The organism is Clostridium sp. JS66, from assembly GCF_033561535.1.
GTDB classification, from domain to species: Bacteria; Bacillota; Clostridia; order Clostridiales; family Clostridiaceae; genus Clostridium_AM; species Clostridium_AM carboxidivorans.
On the sequence record NZ_CP131467.1, the window covers coordinates 1460652 to 1474382 of the forward strand.

At 29.9% G+C, this 13731-nt stretch carries 13 protein-coding genes; 11 read left to right on the forward strand and 2 right to left on the reverse strand.

Annotated features, from left to right (window positions below; all coding sequences use genetic code 11):
* Window positions 1–168: 168 nt before the first annotated feature.
* A complete protein-coding gene (locus tag Q6H37_RS07000) occupies window positions 169–774 on the forward strand; it encodes an HAD family phosphatase (RefSeq protein WP_318740360.1) in 606 nt (201 codons plus the stop codon).
* Between the two features lie 776 nt (window positions 775–1550).
* On the opposite strand, the gene Q6H37_RS07005 is transcribed toward Q6H37_RS07000, so the two are convergent.
* A complete protein-coding gene (locus tag Q6H37_RS07005; protein ID WP_318740362.1) occupies window positions 1551–2345 on the reverse strand; it encodes an amidohydrolase family protein in 795 nt (264 codons plus the stop codon).
* A gap of 226 nt (window positions 2346–2571) precedes the next feature.
* Here Q6H37_RS07005 and Q6H37_RS07010 point away from each other — a divergent pair, with 226 nt between their 5' ends.
* From Q6H37_RS07010 to kduD, 5 genes are all read left to right on the forward strand, one after another.
* Window positions 2572–2901 (forward strand): helix-turn-helix domain-containing protein, encoded by a 330-nt coding sequence (locus Q6H37_RS07010; protein ID WP_318740364.1) that lies wholly within the window; start codon window positions 2572–2574, stop codon window positions 2899–2901.
* Between the two features lie 13 nt (window positions 2902–2914).
* Window positions 2915–3328, forward strand: coding sequence for a VOC family protein (locus Q6H37_RS07015; RefSeq protein WP_318740366.1), 414 nt, complete (start codon window positions 2915–2917; stop codon window positions 3326–3328).
* 128 nt (window positions 3329–3456) lie between these two features.
* A complete protein-coding gene (locus tag Q6H37_RS07020) occupies window positions 3457–4218 on the forward strand; it encodes an IclR family transcriptional regulator (protein ID WP_318740368.1) in 762 nt (253 codons plus the stop codon).
* A gap of 191 nt (window positions 4219–4409) precedes the next feature.
* Window positions 4410–5783 (forward strand): PTS galactitol transporter subunit IIC, encoded by a 1374-nt coding sequence (locus Q6H37_RS07025; RefSeq protein ID WP_318740370.1) that lies wholly within the window; start codon window positions 4410–4412, stop codon window positions 5781–5783.
* Between the two features lie 39 nt (window positions 5784–5822).
* The gene (gene kduD, locus Q6H37_RS07030) at window positions 5823–6599 is read left to right on the forward strand and encodes a 2-dehydro-3-deoxy-D-gluconate 5-dehydrogenase KduD (RefSeq protein WP_318740372.1); all 777 of its coding nucleotides are present in this window, start codon (window positions 5823–5825) and stop codon (window positions 6597–6599) included.
* 96 nt (window positions 6600–6695) lie between these two features.
* On the opposite strand, the gene Q6H37_RS07035 is transcribed toward kduD, so the two are convergent.
* The gene (locus tag Q6H37_RS07035) at window positions 6696–8321 is read right to left on the reverse strand and encodes a tannase/feruloyl esterase family alpha/beta hydrolase (RefSeq protein ID WP_318740374.1); all 1626 of its coding nucleotides are present in this window, start codon (window positions 8319–8321) and stop codon (window positions 6696–6698) included.
* A 221-nt stretch (window positions 8322–8542) separates the two neighbouring features.
* Between Q6H37_RS07035 and Q6H37_RS07040 the strand changes: the two genes are divergently transcribed.
* The 5 genes from Q6H37_RS07040 (at window position 8543) to Q6H37_RS07060 (ending at window position 13649) form a co-directional block, all read left to right on the forward strand.
* A complete protein-coding gene (locus tag Q6H37_RS07040; protein WP_318740376.1) occupies window positions 8543–9457 on the forward strand; it encodes a sugar ABC transporter permease in 915 nt (304 codons plus the stop codon).
* A 16-nt stretch (window positions 9458–9473) separates the two neighbouring features.
* Entirely contained in the window at window positions 9474–10295 is an 822-nt protein-coding gene (locus Q6H37_RS07045; protein ID WP_318740378.1) for a carbohydrate ABC transporter permease, read from the forward strand.
* 47 nt (window positions 10296–10342) lie between these two features.
* Window positions 10343–11689, forward strand: coding sequence for an ABC transporter substrate-binding protein (locus tag Q6H37_RS07050; RefSeq protein ID WP_318740380.1), 1347 nt, complete (start codon window positions 10343–10345; stop codon window positions 11687–11689).
* A gap of 106 nt (window positions 11690–11795) precedes the next feature.
* On the forward strand, window positions 11796–12521 hold the full coding sequence (locus Q6H37_RS07055; RefSeq protein WP_318740382.1) for a glycerophosphodiester phosphodiesterase: 726 nt from the start codon (window positions 11796–11798) through the stop codon (window positions 12519–12521).
* 15 nt (window positions 12522–12536) lie between these two features.
* On the forward strand, window positions 12537–13649 hold the full coding sequence (locus tag Q6H37_RS07060) for a sn-glycerol-3-phosphate ABC transporter ATP-binding protein UgpC (protein ID WP_318740384.1): 1113 nt from the start codon (window positions 12537–12539) through the stop codon (window positions 13647–13649).
* Window positions 13650–13731 lie beyond the last annotated feature (82 nt).

The window sequence follows — 13731 nt, forward strand, 5'->3', positions numbered from 1 at the left end:
TAGATTAGAGGTAATTTTAATTGATAAAGGCTACTACAAGTGGTATAATATTCTCGTATAATTAAATTTTACACTTTTTCCCGGACTTTTTTAGTTCGGGAATCGTATTTTTTGTAAGAAAAAAGCTGTTGTACTAATTTATTATAAATAATGGGGGAAAAAAAGATTATGTATAAAAACATTATATTTGATTTAGGAAATGTATTATTAAATTTTAATCCAAAGGAATATCTGAAAACAAAAATTACCGAAGTTAACAAGGTTTCAGAAATATATAAGGAAATATTCCAAAGTGAGCAGTGGGCAATGCTTGATAGAGGAACTATTACTGAAGAAGAGGCCATAAATATTATAGTTCAAAACAGTGTAGGAAATGAGAAATTAATAAAACTTGCTTTTGAAAATTGGTATGAACTTCTTGCACCAATTGAGGATTCAGTCAAGGTTTTAAGAGAGTTAAAAAGCTCTGGATATAATATCTATTTCTTATCTAATTTTCACTTATTAGCATTTCAATATGTAACTAGCAAGTATGATTTTTTTCAACTTTTTGATGGAGGAATTGTTTCATATAAAGAAAAATTATTAAAGCCTGAAGTTGACATATATAAAAGGATAATAGAGGAATATGATATAGATCCTAAGAAATCAATTTTTATAGATGATACAGAAATTAATATTGAAAGTGCGAGGAAGCTTAATTTTGGAACTATATTATTAAAAAGTCCTAAGGATTTAAGAGATAATCTAAGAAATTATAACATTCATATATAGTTTTGACTTAATATAAGCATAATGCGACGTAAGGGTGCAGTGAAAGTTTGAATTTTAACTTTTATTCCGTGATATATGGTAAGTGGTTCATCACTGCTAAATGTTTTAATTATTCTAAAGCTTGAAGATTTGGAAAACCTAAGAACTTTGTCAAACTCGGTTCCCTCAAACAGGACTAAAGTTCTAAGGCTTTCCAAATCTTCAAGCTAAGAATAATACTAAAACAATTTAGCTTATGTGATGAACCACTTACCATATATCACTACACAAAAGTTAAAATTCAAACTAGTAATTTCAAGTGTGCGCACCTAGTTGTATTGTTATAGGTAATTTTAGTAAGTCAAAATTGTATTAATAATCATAATTTATGACAATTAAAAATTAAGGCGGAGCCTGATGTTTGACTAATATATTTGGTTTAAAAAGAAGTTGTTTTTTATTTTATAGAAATACCTCGAAAGAGATTTATTGTTTATGCCGTTAAAAGATATAATACTTAAATATACAAATGTCCCCAGTACAGTTAACAATCAACTAACTTACTATTTTTTCAGGCTGCGCCATAGTATATTATTAAAATATTTTAAGTATACGTAAACTAGGTAATAAGTATTATGAAAGTTACTTCGCTTACACACGCTTGTGTCGCATAATTTTTAAACTGTGAAGGTCAAGTAAATTACTATATGGTTTGGAAAAGTGACACAGCCTAATGTAGAAAATGTTTCAAGCTGTGATATTTATTGACAATGCTTAAGTATTAATAAGGTGATACATTATAAATTTAATAGTCTTGATATATTTCCACCTAGTACCATGTCAGAAATTTTTTTATCCGGGCTGCTCATTTTAATTATTTTTCTAAATATAAGAGGGTTTCCATAGGGTGCATCTGAGCTAAATAATGTACGTTCAGGTAATTCCTTAATTGCCATGGCAGGAGCTAAAATCGTATAGGTAGCAGATACATCTAAATAGATGTTAGAGTTTTCCTTAGCAACTTTTATCATATCAAGCCAGTGAGTGCCACCCATATGACCTAGTATTAAGGGTACTTTTGGATATTTTTTAGATAAATCAATAAGTTCTTTAATATCATCAAAATTTAATGGATAAAATGTATGAACCCATAGAGGTAAATTACCTAATTCATTAGAAGCTTGAAAAACCATTTCTAAGGAATTTACTTTACCAGACATAGGCGAAAATTCCCCTAAACCATAAAAATTGTTTTTTATTATATTATTACTTATCCAATCTGCTGTTTCATTATAGGTTAAAGATAATGGAACGCAGCCAAAACCTATAAATTTTGATGGATTTTTATCTATAACTTCTTTTAATGTTTTCGTAGTGTTTTTGATATTTTCAATTCTTTCATTTACGGAAGTATTGCTTGATAATATATTATTTAGTACAGAAAGTTCACTTTCTAGAGATTTCAAATCGTTAGCTTTTTCAGGGTGAGGTGTTGTAGAAAATAATATAGTTTTATCTATAGTAGCCTCTTCCATCATTAATATCTGTTTTTCTGTTGGTAACATTACGTGAGCATGACTATCAATTATCATTTAGGATTTCCTTCTTTCTTAAATTAAATAATTTTTATTTAAATATTATTGGGATCTTTTAAGATTATCCAAGCTTGAAAATAATCACTGATAAATATCAAATAAGTTTTTCTATTTAAGAGAATAGCATTAAAAGCAATTCATTTAAAGTACGCACAAATTTGAAACGTAGTGTAGTAAATGATACTATAATGTTATTAATTGAAATATGTAAAGGGGAGTTAAGATGGCAAAGGCAAAAGAAATAACAACTCAATGTCCTATGGATGTAACTATAAATATATTGAGTGGAAAGTGGAAAATGTCAATTCTTTGGCACTTATCAAAGGGAGTAATTAGATTTAATGAATTGCAAAGATTATTAAATAACATTACTCAAAAAACATTGACACTTCAATTAAGAGAACTAGAAAGAGATGGTATAATTTATAGAAAGATTTATGCAGAAGTTCCTCCTAAAGTAGAATATGGACTTACTGAGTTGGGTGAAAGTATGAAGCCTATCTTAAGTTCAATGTGTGAGTGGGGAAAAAATTATCAAAAGATACATTCTTAAAGGAGATAAAGCTATGAGTATAAAAACAATTCACCATGTTTGTATTCAAACAGAAAAATATAAGGAATCACTTAAATTTTACACTGAAATATTAGGTTTTGAGTTAGTTAAAGAAACAGCCAATTTTCACAAACGAGCTTTTAACACATGGTTAAAACTAGGAACATTTATGATTGAACTGCAGACTGCTAAACAAGGAGATAAGTTAAATAATTGGAGTTCATTAAATAAGGGAGTAGTACATATGTGTTTTTTAGTTGATGATGTTCATGAAGAATTTAATAGAATAAAAAAATTAGGTTATAGCAATTTTAAGATTAAGAATGGAGAGGAAATTTATAAAGTTGAAGATGGATATTTATTTAAAATTAAAGCACCAGAAGGTACTGAAATTGAAATAAGAGATGTACTCATATCAAATATTTAGCATGAACAAATTATAAATTAGCGAATGTTCTATTATTTAAAAATATATGATAGAATGTATTAAGAAAATATATATTTATAGCAATATAATATTAAATTTACTAAATTGAAGAAGGAGATACAATTAAAATGGCAGAGATAGTTCAATCAGTTGATAGATCACTTTGTATTTTAGAAGTATTATCTGATTATGAAGATGGATTAGGTATAACTGAAATAGCTGAAAAAGTTGATTTACATAAAAGTACAGTGTATAGACTTTTGAATACATTAGTATGGAAAGGATATATAAAGCAAAATAAAAACACTAGTAAGTATGGTTTAACATTAAAACTATTTGAACTTGGAAATAAAAAAGTTGAAAAAATGGATTTTGTTACAATAGCACAGCCCTACTTAAAGGAACTAATGGAAAAGACTAATGAAGTTGTTCATTTAGTAGTAAGGGAAGAAAATGAGATTATGTATCTTGCCAAAGTAGAACCTCAGAAGTCCATGAAAATGTACACTAGAATAGGAATGAGAAAACCTATGTATTGCACAGCAATGGGTAAGGCTATGATGTCTCAGATGTCAGAAGAAGAAGTGGAAGAAATTTGGAATAGCAGTGATATAAAAAAGCTTACTGAAAATACTATAATTGATATTGAAAAATTAAAAGAAAGCTTGTCAGAAATAAGGGAAAAAGGATATGCTGTTGATGATCAAGAAGTTGAAATAGGAATAAGATGCATAGGAACGGTAGTAAAAGATCATAAAAACAATGTATCCGGAGCAATTAGTTTATCTAGTTCAATTATAACTTTTACAGAAGATAAGATAGAATATTTTTCAAAAATGATTTTAGAATGTGCAAATAAAATATCAAAAGAACTTGGTTACAGAGGTTAAATGTAACCAAGTTCTTTTTTTATTTACTTTATTTAAAAAATGTAAATGAAATTACTCTAAAGATTTTGTTAAATTTTTGTTTTTTCTCTTGAAAAATGAAACATGATATCGTATAATGAAAACATAATTCATATTATGATACAACGTTTCATAATATGAAACGAAAATAAAAATTATAGGGGGAGAAAAGTATGCAAGTATTAAACTATATTGTAAGTTTAGGTGCTAGTGTTATGATGCCAATAATATTTACCATACTTGGTGTATTACTTGGCCTTAAGGTTGGAAAGTCTCTAAAATCAGGTTTATTTGTAGGAGTAGGATTTGTTGGATTAAGTGTAGTTACTGCTTTATTGTCAGACAATTTAGGACCAGCAGTTAATCACATGGTAAAAAACTTTGGATTAAATTTAAATGTAATCGATATCGGATGGCCAGCAGCGTCAGCTATAGCTTTTGGAACAAAGGTTGGAGCCATGATGATTCCTATAGGACTTATAGTAAACATTATCATGCTAATAACAAAGACAACTAAAACAGTAAACATAGATATTTGGAATTATTGGCATTTTGCTTTTACGGGATCTATAGTATCAGTTGCAACTGGAAGTATGTGGTGGGGGTTATTTGCTGCAGTTATAAACTTCATAATAACAGTAATAATTGCTGACTTTACTAGTGAAGGAGTAGCTAAATACTATGATAATATGGAGGGAATATCTATTCCACAAGGATTTTGTGTGGCATTTGTACCATTTGCATATGTGTTAAATAAATTATTAGATATGATACCAGGAATAAAAAATTTAGATTTTGATGCAGAAGCACTACAAAAGAAATTTGGAGTAGTTGGAGATCCTGTTTTCTTAGGAACAATTATAGGATGCTTATTGGGGGTAATTGCCAAATATCCAGTAAATAATGTTTTGAAATTAGGAATAACTATGGGAGCTGTAATGGTTTTGATACCTAAAATAACATCATTCTTTATTGAAGGATTGGTTCCAATTTCCAAGGCCACTCAAGAATTGATAAATAAAAAATTTAAAAATAGTTCAGGGTTATCTATAGGAATGAGCCCAGCATTAGTAATTGGACATCCTACAACTTTGGTTGTATCTTTGCTTCTTGTACCTTTTATATTATTCTTATCAGTTATAATACCAGGAAATCAATTTTTGCCATTAACTAGTTTAGCTGGCTTAATATATATATTTCCATTGGTACTTCCAATAACAAAGGGAGATGTATTCAAAACATTTATAATAGGTTTAATTATGTTAGTAGTTGGAGATTTGTTTGCTACTAGTTTAGCACCAATATTTACAGAAGCAGCTAAATTAGCTAGTGTAAAATTGCCAGGTGGATCAAGTATGGTAGCAAGTGTTGATTATGCTGCAAGTCCACTTCCTTGGGCTATATATAAATTAACAAACTTAAAATTCATAGGTGCTACCATTATGACAGTAATAACTCTAGCATTAATGATAATAAATAGAAAGAAAATAGTTGGAAAAAATGCAGCTCAAGAAAACGTGGGTAAAAATTGTGAAATAGCTAAATAATCATATAAGTTTATATAGAAATATTAAGGAGGAAAAATTATGTCATTATCAGATTTTTCAATGGATTTTTTTAAATTGGATGGAAAAGTAGCAATTGTTACAGGAGGAAATACAGGACTTGGACAAGGATATGCAGTAGCTTTAGCAAAGGCTGGAGCAGATTTACTAATATCAACTCATGGTACAAACTGGGAAGAAACAAGAGAATTAATTAAAGAAACAGGAAGAAAAGTAGAGTTTGTTCAAGCTGATTTAACAAAAAAAGAAGATAGAGAAAAAGTAGTGAAAAGATGTATGGAGGTCTATGGGAAGATAGATATACTTGTAAATAATGCAGGCACAATAAGAAGAACTCCATTGCTTGAGTATAAGGATGAAGATTGGCAAGCAGTTATGGATATAAATTTAAATGCTCTTTACTACTTGAGTAAGGATGTAGCTAATATTATGGTAAAGCAGGAAGCTGGGAAAATAATTAACGTAGCATCAATGCTTTCTTTCCAGGGAGGAAAATTCGTTCCACCATACACAGCAAGTAAGCATGCAGTAGCAGGAATAACAAAGGCATTTGCCAATGAATTAGCTTGTCACAATATACAAATAAATGCAATAGCACCAGGATATATAGAAACAGCTAACACTGCACCAATAAGAGCTGATAAAAATAGAAATAATGAAATATTGTCAAGAATACCAGCAGCTAAATGGGGACAACCGTTTGATTTGATGGGAACAGTAGTATTTTTATCAAGTAGGGCATCAGACTATGTAAATGGACATATTTTAGCCGTTGATGGTGGTTGGCTAGTAAGATAACATATAACACAATATACTGACATTTTAAAGCTATTTTTGTATTGTTAAACAAAAATAGCTTTATTAAATTTAGTTTAATTGTTAATATATCAATAATTATTTTATAGGTTCTTTAGCTACAAAACTGTAAGCGGATTTAACATCTCCCCTACCATTATAAACAGCCTGCATTGGATATGGAAATAATGGTCGACTTATATCTTCGAATGGTTTGTCCTTAGAACCGTGTGCAACAATCATAGTAGGAGCTTTATCTTTTTCTACCCACTCTTGAATGGCTGTTAAAGCATCAAATTGATCAGTTGCAGGACCTCCTTCAACATGGTTCATGCCGGGAATTAAGAAAAGTCTTGCAAATTTTTGGGTTTCTTTTAATCCACCATTTGCTTCTATAAGTTTATCATAGTAATTAATTGTATCATAAGCGGAAAAAACTGGGTCAGCCATACCATGATATAGAATTAATTTTCCACCTAATTTTCTAAATGGTTCAAGATATGTTGACACATTATTGATGAATGAAGAAGATAGGATCAACTTTGAAGGATCAGTGTCAAAATCATAATCTAAGGACCATTCTAATGCTTTACTAGAATCATATTCTTCTGGAATAGGAGTTGTAAATACACGGGCCATGCTTTCTACACCAAGAGAAACATTTCTTGGAGGACATTCTTCTGTTCCTAAAGTCCATGAACGCCATTCTGGATCTAAAATTCCTGGGTCCCATGGCCAATTGGAATATAATACATTACCTTTAGAGTCTTTAGGTCCATCAAATAATAGTTTTAAAGCATTTATTTGTTCATCAGTTAATCCTGGTGAATTCTTAGTTTTTCTAGGTAATGTTGATGGATCGAATTTTCTAGCAGCATTTATGTCTAAAATAATACCATCTTCTAATCCATCAGCACCATCAAATTGTTTCAATATAGTATCTGCCACAAGTTTCATGTCAGCCTCAGAGAAGGCAGTATGTATAAGTGGTTTACCATTTTCATCTTTTTGTGAAATTTTTCCAAAGATCTGATTAGCCCACATTTCTGCAATAGCTGCATTTGTTAAATTCAAAGCAGGTGCACCTGAAATAATTCCATCAAAATATCCAGGAAAACGTTGAGCCATAGCTAGGGCTTGTCTTCCGCCATTTGATGCACCCATAAAGTATGAATATTTAGGTAACTTTCCATAATAATCTTTAATAATAGATTTTGCTGTAATAGTTACTTGATTTATAGCATTGTATCCATAATCAATTCTTGCTTGTTGATCGTAACCGAATTTACAATCAGTATTGCCTTGATGTCCACCATCTGTAGCAACTGTTGCAAAGCCTCTGGATAAAGCAGGAACTTTGCCAACTTTTCTTATACCTATTCTAGGAGGTATGATGCCATCACTGCCGCCGCCACCTTCAAAGTAAAAGCGCTCATTCCATTCATTAGGAAGACATAATTCAAAACCAATATAATATTCACAAGGACCATCAGATCCTATACCAGTTCGTTCATTGATTCTTCCTTCAACCTTGTAATAATCGGGTAAAATAACATTTTCACTATCAACAATAACTGTAGCACCACTCATTTTAGTTATAGTTACTATGGTAGTATTGTTTTGAAATTTAAAATTTTTTATAGAGTCAGCGTCTACTTTAGGCTGTATTTCGGTAGATGTTGCTGATGAATTTAAGGTATCTTTTAATTTAAATCGTTTTTCCACTAAGCATTCCTCCATATTATATGTAATTTTAGTGGGAACTTTCCAAGCAGTTAGTTTCCTATATTTTTAGTCTTTGACTTGTATAATGACTTGACATCACATAATTATATTATAAATCAATATTTTTTAATGTAAATTTTTTTTAACAAATGCATAAACTTTTTATAATATTCCAGTGTTACCATATGTATGAAAAACGTCGAACACATGGAGGTATATAAATGCAACAAGTAGTAGAAAAATTGGATTCCATTGATAATAGAATTCAAGTCAAAAAAGGGATTTTGAAAAAATTAGAACCATATTTTTATCTTATTCCTTGTTTAATTATCTTTTTAGCTTTTACTTATTTTCCGTTCTTTAAAACTATTTACTTGAGTTTGTTTAATACTAATGCTCAAGGTGAAATAGGATCTTTTGCAGGATTAACAAATTATAGGGAACTTTTTAACTCACCTTCTTTTATAAATAGCATATTAGTTACATTTAAATTTGTAATTTTAACCACATTCCCATCTATCTTAATAGGACTTATTACAGCTTTATTATGTAATAATAAATTGAAATTTAAAGGTATTTTTAATACAATGTATGCTATGCCAATGGCTGTATCATCAGCATCTGCTTCTATTATTTGGCTCCTGCTTTTTAATCCAAGTATAGGTTTAATTAATTATGTACTTAAAAAAAACATAGGATGGCTTACTAGTCCATTTTGGGGATTAATTGCAGTATCTATTGTTACTATCTGGATGAATAGTTGTATAAATTTTATATTCATTACAGCCGGTCTTCAAAATATTCCTAAAGAATTAAAGGAAAGCGCTTCAATAGATGGAGCAAATTATTTTCAGTGCTTGAAGAATGTAATATTACCTTGTTTGTCACCAACTTTGTTCTTTGTATTGGTAATCAATATAATAAACGGATTTCAAACTTTTGGACAAATAAACATCATGACTTTAGGGGGACCAGGAGAAGCTACTAATGTGCTTGTATATTCAATATACAGGGATGCATTTTTTAATAATAAATTTAGTATAGCCAGTGCTGAATCCATAGTTCTTTTTATAATAATGCTTGTTATAACAATGCTTCAATTTAGATATGAAAAAAATAAAGTGTTTTATAACTAATGGAGGTGACATAGAAATGAATAAGAAATTAAATAGAGTACTTCTTTATGTAGTAAATGTGGTATTTGCATTAATGGCTGTAGCACCACTTTTATATGCATTACTTATTAGTATAATGCCGCCTCAGCAGATATTTGCTTTTCCGCCTAAGTTAATACCAAAGAGTTTTTACATTCAAAATTATGTAGAGGCATTAAATACAGCACCAATAATTAAATTTATAGTAAACAGTTTTGTTGTATCTTTATTGGTAACATTTGGTCAGGTTATAACTTCTTGTATGGCAGCTTTTACTTTTTCCTTTTTTAACTTTAAGGGAAAAAATATATTATTTGTGTTAATGCTAGCAACAATGATGATTCCAGCTGAAGCAATTATGATATCTAATTATTTAACAGTAGGATCATTTGGATGGTTAGATAGCTATAAAGCTCTTGTAGTACCATACTTAAGTTCAGCTATGGGAATATTTATGATGAGACAATATTATTTAACGCTGCCTAAAGAGTTATATGAAGCAGCTAAAATTGATGGGTGCAGTAGTTTGAAGTTCTTAATAAAAATAGTAATGCCTATGTCAAAACCAGTAGTAGGTTCATTAGGAGTGTATACTTTTTTAGTAACTTGGAATCAATATCTATGGCCATTACTTGTGACAAGTAAAGATAGTTCAAGAACAGTACAAATAGGAATAAGTATGCTTCAGTTTTCAGAAAATCAATCCTTTGGTCTTATAATGGCAGGCATTGTAATGGTAATATTACCTTCTATATTGATTTTTATATTTGGACAAAAACAACTTGTAGAGGGCATGACATCAGGTGCAGTAAAGGGGTAATAATATAATAGTTTAAATATTAAATGTATTTTGAGAGGAGAAAAATAATGAAAAAAAGACTTATAAGTTTGATAACAGCATCTTTAATGGTAACTGGTATGTTAGCAGGATGCGGAAACAGTAGTAAGAGTGCTTCAGGAAGTGGAAAACCCACAGAAATAACCTTCTGGCATTCAATGGGAGGAAAGAATGGACAGGCAATAACCAAAATGGTAAATGACTTTAATAGTTCACATAAAGACATTAAAGTAAATGCTCAGTATCAAGGAAAGTATGATGAAGCTATAAATAAGTTAAAAAGTGCTAAAAAGGCAAATGGTGGACCAGATGTAATGCAAGTATATGATATTGGTACCAGATTTATGATTGATAGTAAATGGGTTGTTCCAATGCAAAAATTTATAGATGCAGAAAAATATGATACATCTCAATTAGAGCCTAACATATTAGGATATTATACAGTTAATAATAAACTTTATTCAATGCCATTTAATACATCAACCCCAATATTGTATTATAATAAGACTGCTTTTAAGGAAGCTGGTTTAGACCCTAATAATCCTCCAAAAACTTTTGAAGATATAGAAAAGTATTCAGCTGCTTTGGCGAAAAAAGATGGTTCAGGAAAAGCTAGTCAGTATGGATATGCTATGGCTATATATGGTTGGTTCTTTGAACAATTCATTGTTAAACAAGGCACTAACTATGCAAATAATGGCAATGGTAGAGAGTCAGCACCAACAGCAGTGGAATTTGATAAAAATGGATCAGCATTAAAGATCCTAAATGAGTGGAAAAAGCTAGTTGATTCTGGTAACATAGGTAATTTTGGAAGAAATGAAGATGATACTGAAAATGCTTTTATTGCAGGTAAAACAGCAATGTATATTGAATCTACAGCAGATTTAAAATCAGACTTGAGTGCTATTGGAGGAAGATTTGAACTTGGAACGGCATTTTTACCATCTTTCCAAGGAGTAAATGATGGCGGTGTATCAATAGGAGGAGCTTCACTATGGGCTTTAGATAATAAAGATGAAGCAAAGCAAAAGGCAACTTGGGAATTTATAAAATTTATGGTATCACCTGATGAACAAGCTTATTGGAATACACAAACGGGATATTTCCCAGTAACACAAAAGGCTTATGACGTTCAAGTTATGAAGGATAATTTGAAGAAATATCCACAATTCCAGACTGCTATAGATCAGTTACATGCATCACCAAAGACAGCTAAAGGTGCATTAATGTCTGTATTCCCAGAAGCAAGACAAACTGTTGAAAAGAATATAGAAGAAATGCTTCAAAACAAGCAGAGCCCTGAGGAAGCAGCCCAAAATTCAGCAAAGAGTATAAATGAAGCTATTGATAAATATAATAAATCCAATAAATAATTCATTAAAACTAGTTTGAGCTTAAATCAAGGGGATGCCTCAAATACGTAATTGTGTATTTGAGGCAGTCTCTTTAAATTAAATAGTTTGTAAGGAGATCTTATACATGAAAAAAAGTTTAAATATTGCACATAGAGGATTTAGTGGTAACTATCCTGAAAACACTATGCTTGCATTTAAAAAAGCTGTGGAAGCAGGTTGTGATGGAATTGAAACAGATTTACATATGACAAAGGATGGAATTATAGTTATTTGTCATGATGAAACTATAGATAGAACTACAAATGGCAGCGGTTTTATTAATGATTGCAGTTATGAGGAACTATGTAAATTTGATGCAGGAATTAAGTTTGGTGAGGAATTTGAAAAAGAAAAAATTCCTACTATTGATGAATTTTTAGATTATGTAAGGGATAAAGATTTATTAATAAATTTGGAACTTAAAAATGATGTAGTACATTACCATGAACTTGAGAAAAAAGTAATAGAAAAAGTTTATGAATATAATTTGCAAAATAATGTGATATTGTCGTCTTTTAATCATTATTCAATGATCAGAGTAAAGGAATGTGATATTAATATTAGAACAGGGCTGCTGTGTGCAGCAACTCTTTATAATGTACAGGATTATGTAAAAACAGTAGGAGCAGATGCACTTCATCCATTTTATCCATCAGTAATGAATGAAAAAATAGTAACTTGTATTAAGCAAAATGGAATAAAAATTAATACATATACAGTAAATGAAGAAACACATATGAAAAAACTTATAGAGTTAGGAGTAGATGGGATCATAACAAATTATCCAGATAGATTAAAAAAGATTTTGTAAAGGAAGGTAGACAGTATGGCTAAATTAAGTTTAAAAAATATTAATAAATATTATGAAAATGGATATATCGCAGTAAAAAATTTGAATTTAGAAATTGAAGATAAAGAATTTGTTGTATTAGTTGGACCTTCAGGATGTGGAAAGTCTACTACTCTTAGAATGATAGCAGGATTGGAAGATATTTCTCAAGGAGAACTTTATATAGGTGATAATCTAGTTAATAATGTTGAACCTAAAGATAGGGATATCGCAATGGTGTTTCAAAATTATGCACTATATCCTCATATGAGTGTATATAAGAATATGGCTTTTTCATTGGAACTCAATAAAGTTTATAAGGAGCAAATAGATAAAAGGGTTAAAGAAGCAGCTGGAATTTTAGGCCTTGACAATCTCTTAAGTAGAAAACCTAAAGAGCTATCTGGTGGACAAAGGCAAAGAGTTGCACTAGGAAGAGCTATAGTTAGAGAACCAAAAGTATTTTTAATGGATGAACCACTATCTAATTTAGATGCTAAACTTAGAGTAACAATGAGAACAGAGATTGCTAAGCTGCATAAAAAATTAAACACTACTTTTATATATGTTACTCATGATCAAACTGAAGCTATGACAATGGGAACTAAAATTGTAGTAATGAATAATGGAATAGTTCAACAAGTTGGGTCTCCAATGGAGATTTATAATAATCCGGCTAATATTTTTGTAGCTGGTTTTATAGGAAGTCCTCAAATGAATTTTATTGATGTACAAGTTATTAAGAAGAATAATAAACTTTTAGGAATAATACAAGAAAATGCTTTTGAATTTAGTAAAGATAAAATTGAAAAGCTAGAAAAAGAAGGTTATATAAATAAAACTATAAAATTAGGTGTAAGACCAGAACATATACATTTGGCAGAAAATATAAGAGAAAAACAAGAAAACTACATTATGATAGAAGTTGAAATTATGTTAATTGAATTTTTAGGTGCAGAAACATATTTGCACTTAAAATTAAAAGAATACAATATCATAGCAAAGGTATCAGTAGATGTAAAGTTAAAAGTAGGAGACAAGGTGAAGGTTGCCATAGATAATAGATATATTCATGGCTTTGATAGTGAAACAGAAAATGTAATATTTTAAAAGGAAGCTTAACTTGCATTATAATATGTAAGTTAAGCTACTAGTGAAGTTCGTGTAATTTATATTGACATATTTACATAAG

Excerpts from the sequence above, each read along its gene's own strand:
- Q6H37_RS07025 (WP_318740370.1), top strand. The coding sequence starts at position 4,410 with ATGCAAGTATTAAACTATATTGTAAGTTTAGGTGCTAGTGTTATGATG.
- Q6H37_RS07020 (WP_318740368.1), top strand. The coding sequence starts at position 3,457 with ATGGCAGAGATAGTTCAATCAGTTGATAGATCACTTTGTATTTTAGAA.
- kduD (WP_318740372.1), top strand. The coding sequence starts at position 5,823 with ATGTCATTATCAGATTTTTCAATGGATTTTTTTAAATTGGATGGAAAA.
- Q6H37_RS07050 (WP_318740380.1), top strand. The coding sequence starts at position 10,343 with ATGAAAAAAAGACTTATAAGTTTGATAACAGCATCTTTAATGGTAACT.
- Q6H37_RS07015 (WP_318740366.1), top strand. The coding sequence starts at position 2,915 with ATGAGTATAAAAACAATTCACCATGTTTGTATTCAAACAGAAAAATAT.
- Q6H37_RS07010 (WP_318740364.1), top strand. The coding sequence starts at position 2,572 with ATGGCAAAGGCAAAAGAAATAACAACTCAATGTCCTATGGATGTAACT.
- Q6H37_RS07040 (WP_318740376.1), top strand. The coding sequence starts at position 8,543 with ATGCAACAAGTAGTAGAAAAATTGGATTCCATTGATAATAGAATTCAA.
- Q6H37_RS07060 (WP_318740384.1), top strand. The coding sequence starts at position 12,537 with ATGGCTAAATTAAGTTTAAAAAATATTAATAAATATTATGAAAATGGA.
- Q6H37_RS07055 (WP_318740382.1), top strand. The coding sequence starts at position 11,796 with ATGAAAAAAAGTTTAAATATTGCACATAGAGGATTTAGTGGTAACTAT.
- Q6H37_RS07005 (WP_318740362.1), bottom strand. The coding sequence starts at position 2,345 with ATGATAATTGATAGTCATGCTCACGTAATGTTACCAACAGAAAAACAG.
- Q6H37_RS07045 (WP_318740378.1), top strand. The coding sequence starts at position 9,474 with ATGAATAAGAAATTAAATAGAGTACTTCTTTATGTAGTAAATGTGGTA.
- Q6H37_RS07000 (WP_318740360.1), top strand. The coding sequence starts at position 169 with ATGTATAAAAACATTATATTTGATTTAGGAAATGTATTATTAAATTTT.